Genomic DNA, 15,637 nt, shown 5'->3' with positions numbered 1-15,637 from the left:
ATTAATCAAAAACCAGCTCATCACCTTGGGCGCGTACATGAATAACGCTTTCCGGCGGATATTTGCTTTCCAACAATGCCATCGCAAGCGGGTTTTCAATGTCGGACTGAATCGCACGTTTGAGCGGACGGGCACCGTAAATCGGGTCGAACCCGGCTTTGGCCACCAAATCCAATGCACTGTCTTCCACTTCCAAATGTAGGCTTTGTGCGGCCAAGCGTTTTTCCAAGCTTTGCAGTTGGATTTTGGCAATGGTGCGGATATGTGCCTGATCCAAACCGTGGAATACCACCACTTCGTCGATACGGTTAATCATTTCCGGACGGAAGTGTTCTTTCACATCTTCCATCACCACTTCTTTCACCGCATCGTAATCCGACGTACCCATGCTTTGGATATGCTGGCTACCAATATTGGATGTCATCACAACCACGGTGTTTTTAAAGTCTACCGTACGGCCTTGTCCGTCGGTTAAGCGGCCGTCATCCAATACTTGCAATAAGATATTGAACACATCGGGATGCGCTTTTTCCACCTCGTCGAGCAAAATCACGCTATACGGTTTGCGGCGGACTTGTTCGGTCAGATAACCGCCCTCTTCATAGCCGACATAGCCCGGAGGCGCACCGATTAATCGGGCAACGGCATGTTTTTCCATATATTCCGACATATCAATGCGGATTAAATGGTCTTCACTGTCAAACAGGAAGTTTGCCAATGCTTTACACAATTCGGTTTTACCCACCCCGGTCGGGCCTAAGAACAGGAAGCTGCCGTAAGGTTTGTTGGGGTCGGCCAAACCGGAACGCGAACGGCGGATGGCATTGGAAACGGCACCTACCGCTTCGTCTTGTCCGACTACGCGGTTATGCAGCACCTCTTCCATTTTCAGCAGTTTTTCCCGTTCGCCTTCCATCATTTTGCTCACCGGAATACCGGTCATGCGGGAAACGATTTCCGCTACTTCGTCTGCGCCTACTTTGGTACGGAACAATTTATTAACCTGTTGCACTTCGGGGTTGTTTTCCACCGATGCCAACTGTTGGGTCAGCTTCGGCAATTCGCCATATTCCAACTCGGAAGCACGGGCAAAATCACCCTGCCGTTTGGCCTGCTCGATTTTAACTTTCACATCGTCGATTTGTTTTTTAATATCGGCCGTGCCGGCAGATGCGGCTTTTTCGGCTTTCCAGATTTCGTCCAAATCGGCATATTCTTTTTCCAACTCGGTAATTTCTTCGTCGATTAATTCCAAGCGTTTTTTGCTGGCATCGTCGCTTTCTTTCTCAACGTGCATTCTTTCCATTTTGAGTTGGATAATGCGGCGGTCGAGTTTGTCCATTTTTTCCGGTTTGCTGTCGAGCTCCATTTTGATACGGCTGGCGGCTTCGTCAATCAAATCGATGGCTTTATCGGGTAAAAAGCGGTCGGTAATATAACGGTTGCTCAATTCGGCAGCCGCCACAATCGCCGGGTCGGTAATGTCGATACCGTGATGGATTTCATAGCGTTCCTGCAAACCGCGCAAAATGGCAATGGTATCTTCCACACTCGGCTCGCCCACCATCACTTTTTGGAAACGGCGCTCCAAAGCGGCATCTTTTTCGATGTATTGGCGGTATTCGTCTAGAGTCGTGGCACCTAAGCAGTGCAATTCGCCGCGTGCCAATGCGGGTTTGAGCATATTGCCCGCATCCATCGCACCGTCAGTTTTACCCGCGCCAACCAAGGTATGGATTTCATCAATAAAAATCAGGGTATTGCCGTCGTCTTTGGCCAAATCGTTCAAAACACCTTTCAAGCGTTCTTCAAATTCGCCACGGTATTTGGCACCGGCAATCAACGCGGCCAAATCCAACACCAGCAGGCGTTTGTTGCGCAGCGAATCAGGCACTTCACCATCTACGATACGTTGTGCCAAGCCTTCTACAATAGCGGTTTTACCGACACCGGGCTCACCGATTAACACCGGATTGTTTTTGGTACGGCGTTGCAATACCTGAATGGCACGGCGGATTTCATCATCGCGGCCGATAACCGGATCCAGTTTGCCTTCACGGGCACGTTGGGTTAAATCCAATGTATATTTTTTCAAGGCATCGCGTTGGTCTTCGGCATTTTGGCTGTCTACCGCCGCACCACCGCGCACCGCGTCAATGGCGGCGTTGATATTTTGTTCGGTTGCACCGGCGTTTTTCAGAATTTTTCCGGTTGCATCATTTTGCTGTACCAACGCCAGCGGAAACAGTTCGCTGGCAATATAGGCATCGCCGCGTTTGGTAGCAGCTTTATCCATCAGGTTCAACACGGCCTGTAATTCGCGACTGGGCAGGATTTCGCCTCCGTTGCCGGATACTTTCGGCAGGCTGTTGAGCGATTGATCCAGCTGTTGTTTTACTTGCGGTACATTAATACCGGCATGGGCAAGCATGGCAGCCGTACCGCCGTCGTTATCGAGCAATGCTTTTAAAACATGACCGGCTTCAAGATAGCCGTTGTCGGCAGCCAAAGCCAAACTTTGGGCATCGGCCAATGCTTGTTGGAATTTTGCTGTCAGTTTGTCAAATCTCATATTTATGCTTTCTTAATATAATGGGAAGTTTTATTGTTTCCTTCAGATAACAGCCATATGGGTCTGCCTGTGGGTAAGTCAATATAGAAAGCCGATATTTTATTAAAATATAATATAACCGATTGAATTAAAATAAAACCTAATTGTGGATAAGTTTTAAAAGCAAAATCGGCCATATCGGATAACATTATGATTAGGTCGTCTGAAAGCCAGAATCGGCAACGTGTTTGATGTATAATCATCCGCTTCTTAATCAATATTACCCGTTTTCAGACGGCCGTCTGAAACCTCTATACCGCATACAGAAAGCAGTGATATGAATAAAAAACGTGTTTTAACCGGCGTCACCACTACCGGCATTCCGCATTTGGGCAATTATGTCGGCGCCATCCGCCCCGCCATTACCGCTTCTCACTTACCCGATACCGAATCATTTTTGTTTTTGGCCGATTATCACGGCATTATCAAATGCCACGATCCCGAAATTATCCACGAATCCACCCGCGCCATCGCCGCCACCTGGCTGGCCTGCGGTTTAGACCCTGAAAAAACCACGTTTTACCGCCAAAGCGATATTCCCGAAATTATGGAATTAAACTGGATTCTGACCTGTATCACCGCCAAAGGGCTGATGAACCGTGCCCATGCCTATAAAGCAGCCGTGCAAGATAATCTCGATAAAGGCCAGGAAGACCAAGACCACCAAATCGAAATGGGCTTATACAGCTATCCGATTTTGATGACAGCCGATATTTTGATGTTTAAAGCCCAAGAAGTGCCCGTAGGCCGCGACCAAATCCAACACGTTGAGATGGCGCGCGATATTGCCGGCCGCTTCAATCACCGCTTTAAAGAAATCTTTACCCTGCCCGAAGTGAAAATTGATGACAATGTAGAATTATTGGTCGGCTTGGACGGCAGAAAAATGTCGAAAAGTTACGGCAACACCATTCCGCTGTTTGATACGGACAAAAAAACCCAAAAAGCCGTGAACAAAATCATCACCAACCTCAAAGAGCCGGGCGAACCGAAACAACCGGACGAAAGCCCCTTGTTTGAAATTTACAAAGCCTTTGCCACGCCGTCTGAAACCGCCGAATTCACGCAAATGCTGGCAGACGGCTTGGCTTGGGGCGAAGCCAAAAAATTACTGGCCGCAAAAATCAATGCCGAATTAGCCGAACCGCGCGAACGCTATGCCGAATTAAACGCACACCCTGAAAAAATCGAAGCGGTTTTACAAGCAGGCGCACAAAAAGCCCGCAAAGAAGCGCGTATATTGCTCGACCAAGCGCGTGATGCCGTCGGGATTCGTGCATTGAAATAAAGGCCATCGCCATAAAATAACAGGCCGTCTGAAATCATTATTCAGACGGCCTGTTATTTTATATCACGGATAATATTAATTAAAAAACGTATGCGCCCCGACAAACCTTTTCGCAAAATAGGGATTAGACATTTTTTCCGTGCGAATCACCCCTTTGCTTGAAGGCGCATGAATAAATTCGCCATTGCCGATATACAACCCCACATGCGAATACTTACTCGAACCGCCGGTATTAAAAAATACCAAATCACCCGTTTTCAGACGGCTCGGGTCAATCCGGCGCGAAGCCGCCGCCATATCACGCGCCGTACGCGGCAGCGACACACCCAATGCGTTTTGATAAACAAATTGAATCATGCCGCTGCAATCAAAACCTGTCGCAGTATCCGAGCCGCCATAACGATACGGCGTGCCAATCAAGCTCATTCCGTGCAACATCAATTCTTGTGCCGCCTGATCGCGGTCAATATGGGTAATATGCACTTGCGAAGCAGAAGAACGCGCCACCTGCTTGGGTTTACTGCTCACTTCCGCCCTATGCTTGGGCGTACTACCGCAAGCGGCCAGTAAAAAAGGCACGCATAATAACAGTATTTTTTTTGATGTATTCATCATCGTCACCTACATCATAATGGGCATAAGATGGTTTTATTTTAAGCAATCACCCGACAGTTGCAAAGACGCCTTTATCAAAATATGCTTGACCAATAAAGCCTGACTCATTCTGATTAAGCGCCGTAAATTCATGTAAATCAAACTGGCTTTATGAGCTATCAGCCTTATATTTATAACGATAAAGAATTTAGAAAGAATTTTTGTTTATATAAATTTCTATTATTAATACTATTAGAACTATAAATTATGCAAATTTAGATTTCGGGCTAGAATAACAGCACTGATTTCTAATCATTCCTTATCTATCTTTTTATACCGTTTGTTTAATATACTAAAAGGAGTATCAAAATGGCTTTTGAAGACCGCACCGGACAAAAAGTCCCCAATGTCGTATTCCACACTCGCGTAGGCGATTCTTGGAAAGATGTATCTACTGATGACTTGTTCAAAGGTAAAAAAGTTATCGTATTCTCTTTGCCCGGCGCTTTCACACCGACCTGCTCCTCATCTCACTTGCCACGCTATAACGAATTGGCTAAAGCATTCAAACAAAACGGTATCGACAGCATTTTGTGCGTGTCTGTAAACGATACTTTCGTAATGAATGCATGGGCCGCAGAAGAAGAATCTGAAAACATTATTATGGTTCCGGATGGTAACGGCGAATTCACCAAAGGCATGGGCATGTTGGTTGAAAAAGACGATTTAGGTTTCGGCCAACGTTCTTGGCGTTATTCTATGGTGGTGAACGACGGCACCATCGAAAAAATGTTTATCGAGCCGGAAAAAGAAGGCGACCCCTTTGAAGTTTCCGATGCCGACACCATGCTGAAATATCTTGCTCCGAACTGGAAAGCTCAAGAATCTGTTGCCATCTTTACCAAACCCGGCTGCCCATTCTGCAGCAAAGCCAAAAAATTGTTGGAAAGCAAAGGCTTGGCTTACGAAGAAATTGTATTGGGTAAAGATGCCAGCATCGTATCCGTACGCGCAATTACCGGTAAAACATCTGCACCGCAAGTATTTATCGGTGGTAAATATATCGGCGGCAGCGAAGATTTAGAAGCTTACTTAGCCTAATCCGCTTTTATATCTAATCAGGTTGGCCAGCCAGCCTGATAATTGAAGCAATGCTGATAGACAACACTGCTTCTTTATTCAAGCGTGTCGTTATGATTTCATTTCATAATGGCACGTTTGGATTATTTACTATTTAAAAATGCTGATTTCAGAAAACTATCCATACCCATAAACAGTTATCTTATGAAAGCCGTATCCCCTTTAAAATTATTCTGTTTTCATAAGATTGAATTGGTTTAACCCTCTTTTCAGTATCAAGATTTAAAAAATAGCAGCCGCAAACGGCTTTCCCACATAAAAGGAAATAATATGAAACAAATTCAAGCTGACGTTGTCGTTATCGGCGGCGGAACTGCCGGCATGGGCGCATTCCGTAGCGCACTGAAACATACAGATAATGTTTATCTGATTGAAAACAACGTATTCGGTACAACTTGTGCCCGCGTCGGCTGTATGCCGTCCAAACTGCTGATTGCCGCCGCAGAAGCACGCCATCACGCTTTGCACACCGATCCGTTCGGCATCCATTTGGATAAAGACAGCGTAAATGTGAACGGTGAAGAAGTCATGAATCGGGTAAAATCCGAACGCGACCGTTTTGTCGGTTTTGTTTTGGAAGATGTAGAAGCATGGCCTGAAGAAAAACGCATTATGGGCTCGGCTAAATTTGTCGACGAACACACCATCCAAGTTGACGATCACACCCTCATCAAAGCAGACCGCATTGTGATTGCTACCGGTTCACATCCTGTTGTATTACCCGGCTGGCGAACCGAGCTGGGCGACAAACTCATTGTTAACGATGATGTTTTCTCATGGGACACCCTGCCGGAAAGCGTTGCCGTTTTCGGCCCCGGTGTCATCGGTTTGGAATTAGGCCAGGCTTTACACCGCTTGGGCGTGAACGTAGAAATCTTCGCTGCCGGCCATAGAATTGCCGCCATTAATGATCCTGTCGTTTCAGAAGAAGCCACCCGCATTTTCAGCGAAGAAATACCGTTGCACTTAGATTGCAGCACCGAAATCACACTCAACGAACAAGGTAAAGTAGAAGTAAACTGGAATAGTAAAGACGGATCGCGCGGTGTATACGTTGCCGATTATCTATTGGCCGCCATCGGCCGCCATCCGAATGTAGATAAACTCGGCTTGGAAAACCTTGATATCGAATTAGATAACAAAGGCGTACCGAAAGCCCATCCGCTGACCATGCAAACCAGCATTCCCCATATTTTTATTGCCGGCGACGCATCCAACCAAATACCGCTGCTACATGAAGCCAGTGATCAGGGCAAAATTGCCGGTGATAATGCCGGCCTTTACCCCAATATTGAAAACGGTTTGCGCCGCAGCCCGATGGGTGTGGTCTTTACCAATCCGCAAATCGCCTTTGTCGGCTTAAAATATAATCAGGTTATGGAGCGCTTTAAAAATCCCGAATGCTTGGTTATCGGCGAAGTTTCCTTCAGAAATCAGGGGCGTAGCCGTGTGATGTTGGTCAATAAAGGCCACATGCGCATTTATGCCGAACAAGGTACCGGTTTGTTTGTCGGTGCGGAAATGGTCGGCCCGGCTGTCGAACACTTGGCACACTTGTTAGCATGGGCACACCAACAAAAAATGACCATTCCGCAAATGCTGGATATGCCGTTCTACCATCCCGTTATCGAAGAAGGTTTACGCACCGCATTGCGTGATGTCAACAAACAGCTCAGACTCGGCCTACAAAGCGACGAATGTTCCGAATGCCCGGGTGTATAAAACATAATCTATAATGATCAAAGCCGTCTGAAACTTTTCAGACGGCTTTGTTTTTTATTACGGTTTAATATGATTCAGACGGCCTCGATGACTGTTTAAACAAAAGTTTAAACCCCGCGTAATAAATCGTTCACGCTGGTTTTCGAGCGGGTTTGCGCATCTACTTTTTTCACAATCACCGCGCAATACAGGCTGTATTTACCATCGGCAGACGGCAGGTTGCCCGATACCACCACCGAACCGGCAGGTACGCGGCCATAATGGATTTCGCCGGTTTCACGGTCGTAGATTTTGGTTGATTGGCCGATATACACCCCCATAGAAATCACACTGCCCTCTTCGACAATCACCCCTTCCACGATTTCAGAGCGGGCGCCGATAAAGCAGTTGTCTTCAATAATGGTCGGGTTGGCTTGCAACGGTTCCAACACCCCGCCAATACCCACACCACCGCTCAAATGAACGTTTTTACCGATTTGCGCACAAGAGCCGACGGTTGCCCAAGTATCCACCATCGCACCTTCATCCACATAAGCACCGATATTCACATAAGACGGCATCAGCACCACATTTTTCGCGACGAAGCTACCACGGCGGGCAACGGCACCGGGAACGGCGCGGAAACCGGCAGATTTAAAGGTTTGTTCGTCCCAATCGGCGAATTTGGTCGGCACTTTATCGAAATATTTATTCACACCGTCGTCCGATACACCGTTGTCTTGAATACGGAATGACAACAATACGGCTTTTTTCGCCCATTCGTTGACTTGCCATTGACCGACACCTAGGCGTTCGGCAACGCGCAATGCGCCCGAATCCAACTGACGCAGGGTTTCCTCTACCGCTTCTTTTACTTCGGGCGTTACCGTTGCCGGGCTGATTTCCGCACGGTTTTCAAACGCTGTTTCGATAATATTTTGTAATGACATGTTTTCTTTCCTAAAAAGGCTCTAATTAATCGGGCGTAGGCCGTCTGAAACCCTATTATGCTTTCAGACGGCCTATTCAAACGGGATTCTTTTTAAATCAGTTAAAAACGGCAAAAGGCTGGCATATATAGATAAAAATAACACTTTATGCTAAAAACATAAACCTCGGCTTTAAAACGATTTCGTGCTATTTTAACTGAAAATACGCCGATAGCCATGATTCCCTGATATCAGGCCGTCTGAAAACATTTTCAGACGGCCTATGGCAATGACTTGATTGCCGCTTCAAACCGTTACACGGCTTTGATTTTATAAGCCTAAAGCATCGGCGTGAAACTCAATATGCGCATCAATAAAGCTGCCGACGAAAAAGTAACTATGATCATAGCCTTTGCGCATACTGAATTGCACATTGAAACCTTTGCCACGGGCGGCATTGATAAACGCTTCCGGCCGCAATTCTTGATAATATTCATCGCTATCGCCCTGATCCACCCATATCGGCAAGGTCTGCGTAGCATTTTTAACCAACTCGGTGCTGTCGTATGGCAACCAAGCACTGCGATCTTCACCCAAATAAGCGGTTAATGCTTTTTGCCATAACGGTGTTTCCGAAGGATTCGCTATCGGGGCAAAAGCAGAAACGGAAGCATAACGGCCCGGATTTTTCAAGGCGATCATTAACGCACCATGCCCGCCCATGCTATGGCCGGCAATACTGCGCTTATCTGTTACCGGAAAATGGCTTTCCACCAATTCAGGCAATTCGTGCACAATATAATCATACATCTGATAATGCTTCGCCCACGGCATTTCGGTGGCATTCACATAAAAGCCGGCACCCAATCCCACGCCCAGCTCATCACGGTCGGCCACCCCTTCGCCACGCGGCGAAGTATCCGCCATCACCAATGCCATGCCCCATTGTGCGGCAAAACGTTGCGCCCCGGCTTTCAAAGTAAAGTTTTCATCGGTTGCGGTAATACCGGAAAGCCAATACAAAACCGGCACTTTATAGCCTTGCAAAGCCATCGGCGGCAAATAAATGCTGAAGGTCATTTCGCAATTATTGGTTTTGGAAGCATGCCGATAACGCTCTTGATGGCCGTTAAACATTTTGTGACGCTCTATTAAAGTTAATTCGCTCATACTTATCCTCAATATTCTTGATAAAAATATAACGTGGAACAGCTGCCTTTTTGTATCTTAACAAGCAAACATAACGTGCTACCGATTATTTTTTTTCATCTGTTTTATAAATTAAAAACCGCTCAAAGGCCATCATTCTTTTGAATATTTTATATTTTTTGACATTCTTTAGAGTAAACAATCAAGGTTATAAAAATATTATTGTATCCATATAGTAAACAGTTCTTTTCGTATTGGCTGCTTTTTCACCGCTTCGGGCACTCGTATAATTCACCCATCGCTTGAGAAGCCAACAAGTCCTAATAACAAAATAAGGAACATCATCATGCAAACAGTTTACCACGCAGCAGGTTCACGCGGTTTTGCTAACCATGGCTGGTTAAAAAGCGCACATACTTTCAGCTTTGCTAATTATTATAACCCCGAGCGTATGGGTTTCGGTGTGCTGCGCGTTATCAATGACGACTTTGTAGAAGCCGGTATGGGTTTCGGTACCCACCCCCATCGCGATATGGAAATTATTTCCGTACCCCTAAGCGGCGACTTGGCCCACAAAGACAGCATGGGCAACGGCAGCATTATTAGAAACGGCGATGTGCAGGCGATGTCTGCCGGAACAGGCGTTGTTCATAGCGAAATGAACGCAAACCACGACCAAGCCGTAAAATTTTTACAAATTTGGGTATTGCCACGCAAAAACCGTGTGAAACCGCGCTATCAGCAAGTGAATATTGCAACGGAAGCCAAGCCCAACGATTTCCAACAAATCGTATCCCCGAATATGGATGACGACGGTGTTTGGATTCACCAAAACGCATGGTTCTCGCTGGCTAAGTTTTCAGACGGCAATAAAAAACATTACAACGTCAAACGTGCAGGTAACGGTGTTTATGCGTTTGTAATCAAAGGCAAAGCCAAAGTCGGCGGGATTGAACTCAACGAACGCGACGGTTTGGGTTTATGGGAAACCGACGGGTTCGATGTAGAAGCCCTAGGCGATGCCGAAATCCTGTTGATGGATGTGCCGATGGATATCGAAGCCAATATCAACCAACGCCATTAAGAAAAAGAAAGATTTTTAGTTTAGTTTTTTTGAAGTTTTAAAGTTTAAGTAGTACCACAAGCCCGAAAGTAAGAACTTTGCCCCGTATACATTTACCCGCCTGGCGGATAAATGACAACGGGGCATCTTTTTATCTGCAAAATCCATCACCACAACCGAAAGCAGTATTATCCGATATCGCTTTAAATCTTTCAGACGGCCTAAAACCTTGTTTTACGACAAAACAAATTCCACCGCTGCCAAAGCATGAATCTGAGCACTGTCGAAAACCGGCAACGGGCATTCCTGCGGTGACAACAGCAACCCGATTTCCGTACAACCGAATATAATACCTTGCGCCCCCTGCTCCGCCAGCCATTCCATCACGCCGAGATAATAAGCTTTGGCAGAATCGGTAAAACGGTTCAGGCACAATTCTTCAAAAATAATCCGATGGATTTCTTCTTGATCCGGTTCGGAAGGCACTATGGTTTCTATGCCCGATGCCTTAGCACGTTCAATATAAAAATCATCGTTCATTGTAAAACGCGTTCCCAACAGGCCGACCTTATTCAAACCCTGCCGTTTAACTGCTTCGGCGGTCACATCAACCACATGAATCAAAGGAATATCCACCGCCTGCTCAATAGCAGAAGCGACTTTGTGCATGGTATTGGTTGCCAATACCACAGCTTGCGCCCCCATTGCAGCCAACTTAACTGCGGCAGCGGCCAACACTTCGCCCGCCTGCCGCCAATCCTCTGCCCGTTGCATGGCGGCAATGGTTTCAAAATCAATGCTGTATAGCAATATTTCGGCACTATGATTGCCACCCAAACGGCGGTTCACTTCGCGGTTGATAATGTGGTAATAAGAAACGGTGCTCTCAGGGCTCATGCCGCCAATCATGCCTAAGGTTTTCATATAGTTCCCTTTTATAAAGATAAAAAAAGCGGCGTCACAAGCCATAAAAACTTTTGGCCGTCTGAAACGGTTATTCCTGCTCGTCTTCCGCTTCGGTGCTCAAATAGCTGCTTTGTTTCAACGCATGTAGAAATTCGGCGGTATAAAGTTTGCGCTCGGTCGCTTTCAATTGTGCCCAGCGGGTTTTTTCTTCAAAACGGTTAATCACTTCGTTGGTAGAAAGGTGCACATAATGCAGCATATCTTCAATGGTATCGTGTTCTTCCATACCGCCGAATTCGATATTGCCGTTGTCGCGCACATAAACGTTCACCGAATCGGTATCGCCGAACAGATTATGCATATCGCCGAGAATTTCCTGATAAGCCCCCACCATAAACACACCGAGCATATACGGTTCGCCGGAGTTCAAGGCATGCACGCGCATGCTGGATTCTATACTCTGCTGGTCAACATATTGGCTGATTTTGCCGTCGGAATCACAGGTCAAGTCTTGCAAAACCGCACGGCGGGTCGGGCGTTCGTCCAAACGGTGTAGCGGCATAATCGGCAATACCTGCCCGATCGCCCATGTATCCGGCAAGCTTTGGAACACGGAAAAATTGCAGAAATATTTGTCGGCCAGTTTGTCGTTTAAATCATCATAAACCTGACGCTGCGAACGCCTACCCGCCTGCAATTGCGTTTTCAGACGGCGGCACAATACCGCATGAAGCTGTTCGGCCAGTGCTTTTTCTTTTAACGGCACTTTGCCTTCCAGATAAAGCTCGGTTACTTCGGTGAGGTAATGGCCGATACGGTAATAGGTTTCGGTAACCATTTCGCTGTCGTTAATATCCAAATAGGCAATCAGCTTTTGCGTAGCAAACGAAAGCGTTTCAGGGTCGGCAATATCGGGAATCTGTTCGGGCAGGGTTTCCACATCGGTCACATTCATCACCAAAACCGCATGGTGTGCCGTCATAGCGCGGCCCGATTCCGAAAAGATATGCGGATGCGGCACATTGTGGGTATTACAATATTCGGCCAACATCGACACAATCACATGCGAATATTCGCCTATATCATAATTAATCGAGCTGGCATTGCGCGAGTGGGTACCGTCGTAATCAACGCCCAAACCGCCGCCCACGTCCACATATTCAATCGGCAGCCCTAAGCTGCGCAACTCGGCAAAATAACGCACGGCTTCTTTAAAGCCTATACGGTAGTCGGCAATATTGGAAATTTGCGAACCCATATGGAAATGCATTAATTTAACCGTATCGCCCAAACCGGCAGCGGTCAGTTTTTCAACTGCCGAAATCAATTGTGCGGCCGATAAACCGAATTTGCCTTTCTCACCGCCGGTATCCGCCCACTTACTCGAAGACAGCGACGACAACCGCACACGCAGGCCGATATTGGCACGGATACCGAGATTGCGCGATTCTTCAATCACCAAATCCACTTCGGATTCTTTTTCAATCACGATAAACACCTGATGGCCGAGTCGCTGGCCAATCAGCGCCAAACGGATAAAGTCGCGGTCTTTATAGCCGTTGCACACAATCGTGCCGTTTTTAGGTGCAAACGCCAGCACAATCATCAGTTCGGGCTTGGAACCGGCTTCTAAGCCAATAGATACCTGTTCGTTTTTCGGCACGATAATATTTTTAACCACCGATTCCTGTTGGTTCACCTTAATCGGATAAATCGCCGTATAACGCCCCTGATATTCGTTTTTACGGATAGAGCGGTTAAACGCCGCACACAAACGCGCCACACGGTCTTGCAAGATATCTGGGAAGCGAAACAGCATCGGCAAATCCTGCCCGCGTTCGTTCAGTTGCGATACCAAATCATATAAATCCACTTCCACCGGGCTATTGTCATTGGGTCGCACCATAACACGGCCGTTTTCCCCTACGGAAAAATAACGATCGCCCCAATGGCGGATACCGTAAAGAGAAATGCTGTCTGCTACCGACCAAGTCATTGCTTTATCCTTATCTATAAAATAAAAAGAAGTGTCTAATCCATTATGGATCACAACACTGAAACTACCTAAATCATAACATACCCGATATTATGCACCGACCACCTATGAATAACTTAGGCCGTCTGAAAACATTTCAGACGGCCTATCAGCATAGATAATTAATTGGTTACTCAGATACAGGATTATCTTCAGGGCTGCGTAATGTCGGGCAATATTGAAGACCACCAATAATGCTTTTCACAAAAACCAGCAGCATATCTCTTTTTATATCCGCCCGCACAGGGTTCACCAAATTTTGATAAATCGATCCGGTTATAGCGGATTGAAAATAAAAAACAGCAGCATCAATATCCAAATTCTCCGGCAAAGATTTCTGTTTCACACATTGTTGAAACACTGCTGTCAGCAACTCATACCACATCTTTTCATATTTAACGATAACATCAACTATCGCCTGATTTTCGGTAACATATTCACATTTTAAAAATAAAACACTATAAAACTTGTAATAAAGCGGATCATTGGCTAAGCGGTCAAACATGGCCAACAAGCTGTTATAAAGGCTTTCAAGCATATCGGCGGCACCGTCTGCCAAATCGTTTCTCAGCTGGTTTTCGGCATCTTCCCATAGCTGCCCGAACAGGGCATCAAATAAATCTTCTTTGTTTTTAAAATGCCAATATAATGCACCGCGCGTGACACCTGCCGCACGGGCGATTTCATTTAATGATGCGCGAGATGTACCTTTATGATAAAAGGTTTCCAATGCTGCCATCAATAAATTTTGGCGTGTTTCAAGTGCTTCTGCTTTGGTTCGTCTCATAGTAACTTTATTGAGTTATTTTTCGTAAAAAATTTAGCTCATTATAAGAAACAACTTTTAAACATGCAACAGTGTATGTATAATTGCAAAAAAATTTCTCAGGCTATTTTCCGTTAAGGTTTAAATAAAAGGTTTTCAATAAAGATTTCAAGAAAGAAAATAAAACAATGTCATACTTTATACCCAACACAACAAACACACTGAAACTGGCGGCTCTGGCAGCTGCCACGATGCTCGCTTTATCTGCCTGTAGTCAAGGAGGAGACGATGCATCTGCCGAACAAGGTACGGAACAAGAAGCACCGGCGCCCGTTGTCGGTGTCGTTACCGTGCAACCGCAAAATATCACGCTGAGCACCGAACTTCCCGGTCGTTTGGAATCGCGCCGTATCGCCGATATTTTGCCGCAAGTCGGCGGTATTATAAAAAAACGCCTGTTTCAAGAAGGCAGTTATGTCCGTGCCGGACAACCCCTTTATCAAATTGATGATGCCGTCTACACCACGGCATTAGAAAACGCACGCGCCCAATTGGCTTCGGCGCAATCGGAACTGGCCAAAGCCAATGCCGATTTATCGCGTTACAAACCATTGGTTGAAGCCGATGCCATCAGCAAACAGGAATATGATGCCGCCGTTGCAGCCAAGCGTTCGGCCGATGCCAGTGTTAAAGCGGCGCGTGCCGGTATTAATGCGGCGCAAATCAATGTGAACTATTCCCGTATTACCGCACCGATTTCCGGCTACATCGGCCAATCGTTTGTTTCGGAAGGTACATTGGTCAGCCCCGGCGGCCCTTCCAAATTAGCGACCATTCAACAAACCGACCCGATGTATGTCAATGTGACCCAATCGGCAGCCGAAGTCATGCAGCTGCGCCAAGATATTGCCGATGGCAAAATGCAAGCAGTCAACGGCGGTATCGAAATCGATATTAAATTAGAAAATGGCACGATTTATCCGAGAAAAGGCCGCCTGCTGTTTGCCGACCCGACTGTCGACCAAACAACAGGCCAAGTGACTTTACGCGCAGAAGTACCGAATCCGGACAATATCTTATTGCCCGGTTTATATGTGCGCGTTGTTCTGCCTCAAGCAGATATTCCCAACGCGTTTGCCGTACCGCAACAGGCAGTCACCCGTGGCGAATCCAATACCGTTATGATTGTGACGGCAGAAAATACTTTGGAACCACGCCAAGTTAATGTCATACAGCAACAAGGCAATAACTGGATTATTTCAGACGGCCTCCAAGCCGGTGATAAAGTGGTTGTGAACGGTTTATCGATTGTCGGTATGTCGGGTGCGAAAAAAGTAACGCCGAAAGAATGGACTGCTCCCAATAGTACAGCTTCGGCCCCTGCCGATGTAAGCAATACGGCCTCAGATGCCGAAACCACTTCTGCCGATCAAGCAGCTTCAGCCGCACAATAAG

12 protein-coding genes are annotated in these 15,637 nt (G+C 46.4%); 5 read left to right on the top strand and 7 right to left on the bottom strand.

Going from position 1 to position 15,637, the window contains the following annotated elements:
- Window position 1 precedes the first annotated feature (1 nt).
- On the bottom strand, window positions 2–2,572 hold the full coding sequence (gene clpB / locus NXS09_RS02855; protein WP_259291047.1) for an ATP-dependent chaperone ClpB: 2,571 nt from the start codon (window positions 2,570–2,572) through the stop codon (window positions 2–4).
- Window positions 2,573–2,888: 316 nt separating this feature from the next.
- Here clpB and trpS point away from each other — a divergent pair, with 316 nt between their 5' ends.
- A complete protein-coding gene (gene trpS / locus NXS09_RS02850) occupies window positions 2,889–3,899 on the top strand; it encodes a tryptophan--tRNA ligase (RefSeq protein WP_259291046.1) in 1,011 nt (336 codons plus the stop codon).
- 75 nt (window positions 3,900–3,974) lie between these two features.
- Here trpS and NXS09_RS02845 read toward each other — a convergent pair whose 3' ends face one another.
- Window positions 3,975–4,511: a C40 family peptidase gene (locus NXS09_RS02845; protein ID WP_259291045.1), complete on the bottom strand. Its 537-nt coding sequence runs from the start codon at window positions 4,509–4,511 to the stop codon at window positions 3,975–3,977.
- A 351-nt stretch (window positions 4,512–4,862) separates the two neighbouring features.
- Here NXS09_RS02845 and NXS09_RS02840 point away from each other — a divergent pair, with 351 nt between their 5' ends.
- Both NXS09_RS02840 and NXS09_RS02835 read left to right on the top strand, forming a co-directional pair.
- The gene (locus NXS09_RS02840) at window positions 4,863–5,594 is read left to right on the top strand and encodes a glutathione peroxidase (RefSeq protein WP_259291044.1); all 732 of its coding nucleotides are present in this window, start codon (window positions 4,863–4,865) and stop codon (window positions 5,592–5,594) included.
- Between the two features lie 309 nt (window positions 5,595–5,903).
- Entirely contained in the window at window positions 5,904–7,355 is a 1,452-nt protein-coding gene (locus NXS09_RS02835) for a dihydrolipoyl dehydrogenase (protein WP_259291043.1), read from the top strand.
- 107 nt (window positions 7,356–7,462) lie between these two features.
- Here the strand turns inward: NXS09_RS02835 and dapD are convergent, their stop codons facing one another.
- Both dapD and fghA read right to left on the bottom strand, forming a co-directional pair.
- Complete coding sequence (gene dapD, locus NXS09_RS02830; RefSeq protein ID WP_259291042.1) at window positions 7,463–8,284, bottom strand: 2,3,4,5-tetrahydropyridine-2,6-dicarboxylate N-succinyltransferase; 822 nt, start codon at window positions 8,282–8,284, stop codon at window positions 7,463–7,465.
- Window positions 8,285–8,593: 309 nt separating this feature from the next.
- Window positions 8,594–9,433, bottom strand: coding sequence for an S-formylglutathione hydrolase (fghA, locus tag NXS09_RS02825; RefSeq protein ID WP_259291041.1), 840 nt, complete (start codon window positions 9,431–9,433; stop codon window positions 8,594–8,596).
- Between the two features lie 325 nt (window positions 9,434–9,758).
- On the opposite strand from fghA, the gene NXS09_RS02820 reads away from it, so the two are divergent.
- Complete coding sequence (locus NXS09_RS02820) at window positions 9,759–10,496, top strand: pirin family protein (RefSeq protein WP_259291040.1); 738 nt, start codon at window positions 9,759–9,761, stop codon at window positions 10,494–10,496.
- 213 nt (window positions 10,497–10,709) lie between these two features.
- On the opposite strand, the gene NXS09_RS02815 is transcribed toward NXS09_RS02820, so the two are convergent.
- From NXS09_RS02815 to NXS09_RS02805, 3 genes are all read right to left on the bottom strand, one after another.
- Window positions 10,710–11,399 carry an aspartate/glutamate racemase family protein gene (locus NXS09_RS02815; protein WP_259291039.1) on the bottom strand — a complete coding sequence of 230 codons (690 nt, stop codon included), beginning with the start codon at window positions 11,397–11,399 and terminating at the stop codon, window positions 10,710–10,712.
- Window positions 11,400–11,469: 70 nt separating this feature from the next.
- Window positions 11,470–13,377, bottom strand: coding sequence for an arginine decarboxylase (speA, locus tag NXS09_RS02810; protein ID WP_259291038.1), 1,908 nt, complete (start codon window positions 13,375–13,377; stop codon window positions 11,470–11,472).
- A gap of 169 nt (window positions 13,378–13,546) precedes the next feature.
- Window positions 13,547–14,203, bottom strand: coding sequence for a TetR family transcriptional regulator (locus tag NXS09_RS02805; protein ID WP_259291037.1), 657 nt, complete (start codon window positions 14,201–14,203; stop codon window positions 13,547–13,549).
- Window positions 14,204–14,370: 167 nt separating this feature from the next.
- Here NXS09_RS02805 and NXS09_RS02800 point away from each other — a divergent pair, with 167 nt between their 5' ends.
- A complete protein-coding gene (locus tag NXS09_RS02800) occupies window positions 14,371–15,636 on the top strand; it encodes an efflux RND transporter periplasmic adaptor subunit (protein ID WP_259291036.1) in 1,266 nt (421 codons plus the stop codon).
- Window position 15,637 lies beyond the last annotated feature (1 nt).

This window comes from Neisseria montereyensis (genome assembly GCF_024834045.1).
Classification (GTDB): domain Bacteria; phylum Pseudomonadota; class Gammaproteobacteria; order Burkholderiales; family Neisseriaceae; genus Neisseria; species Neisseria montereyensis.
Note: the sequence above shows the minus strand (reverse complement) of the source record. Positions and strands in the feature narration are given on the sequence as shown.

What these genes read in the sequence shown, in the direction of transcription:
- NXS09_RS02805 (WP_259291037.1), bottom strand. Translation starts at nt 14,203, where the DNA reads ATGAGACGAACCAAAGCAGAAGCACTTGAAACACGCCAAAATTTATTG.
- NXS09_RS02840 (WP_259291044.1), top strand. Translation starts at nt 4,863, where the DNA reads ATGGCTTTTGAAGACCGCACCGGACAAAAAGTCCCCAATGTCGTATTC.
- trpS (WP_259291046.1), top strand. Translation starts at nt 2,889, where the DNA reads ATGAATAAAAAACGTGTTTTAACCGGCGTCACCACTACCGGCATTCCG.
- fghA (WP_259291041.1), bottom strand. Translation starts at nt 9,433, where the DNA reads ATGAGCGAATTAACTTTAATAGAGCGTCACAAAATGTTTAACGGCCAT.
- NXS09_RS02800 (WP_259291036.1), top strand. Translation starts at nt 14,371, where the DNA reads ATGTCATACTTTATACCCAACACAACAAACACACTGAAACTGGCGGCT.
- clpB (WP_259291047.1), bottom strand. Translation starts at nt 2,572, where the DNA reads ATGAGATTTGACAAACTGACAGCAAAATTCCAACAAGCATTGGCCGAT.
- NXS09_RS02845 (WP_259291045.1), bottom strand. Translation starts at nt 4,511, where the DNA reads ATGAATACATCAAAAAAAATACTGTTATTATGCGTGCCTTTTTTACTG.
- dapD (WP_259291042.1), bottom strand. Translation starts at nt 8,284, where the DNA reads ATGTCATTACAAAATATTATCGAAACAGCGTTTGAAAACCGTGCGGAA.
- NXS09_RS02820 (WP_259291040.1), top strand. Translation starts at nt 9,759, where the DNA reads ATGCAAACAGTTTACCACGCAGCAGGTTCACGCGGTTTTGCTAACCAT.
- NXS09_RS02835 (WP_259291043.1), top strand. Translation starts at nt 5,904, where the DNA reads ATGAAACAAATTCAAGCTGACGTTGTCGTTATCGGCGGCGGAACTGCC.
- speA (WP_259291038.1), bottom strand. Translation starts at nt 13,377, where the DNA reads ATGACTTGGTCGGTAGCAGACAGCATTTCTCTTTACGGTATCCGCCAT.
- NXS09_RS02815 (WP_259291039.1), bottom strand. Translation starts at nt 11,399, where the DNA reads ATGAAAACCTTAGGCATGATTGGCGGCATGAGCCCTGAGAGCACCGTT.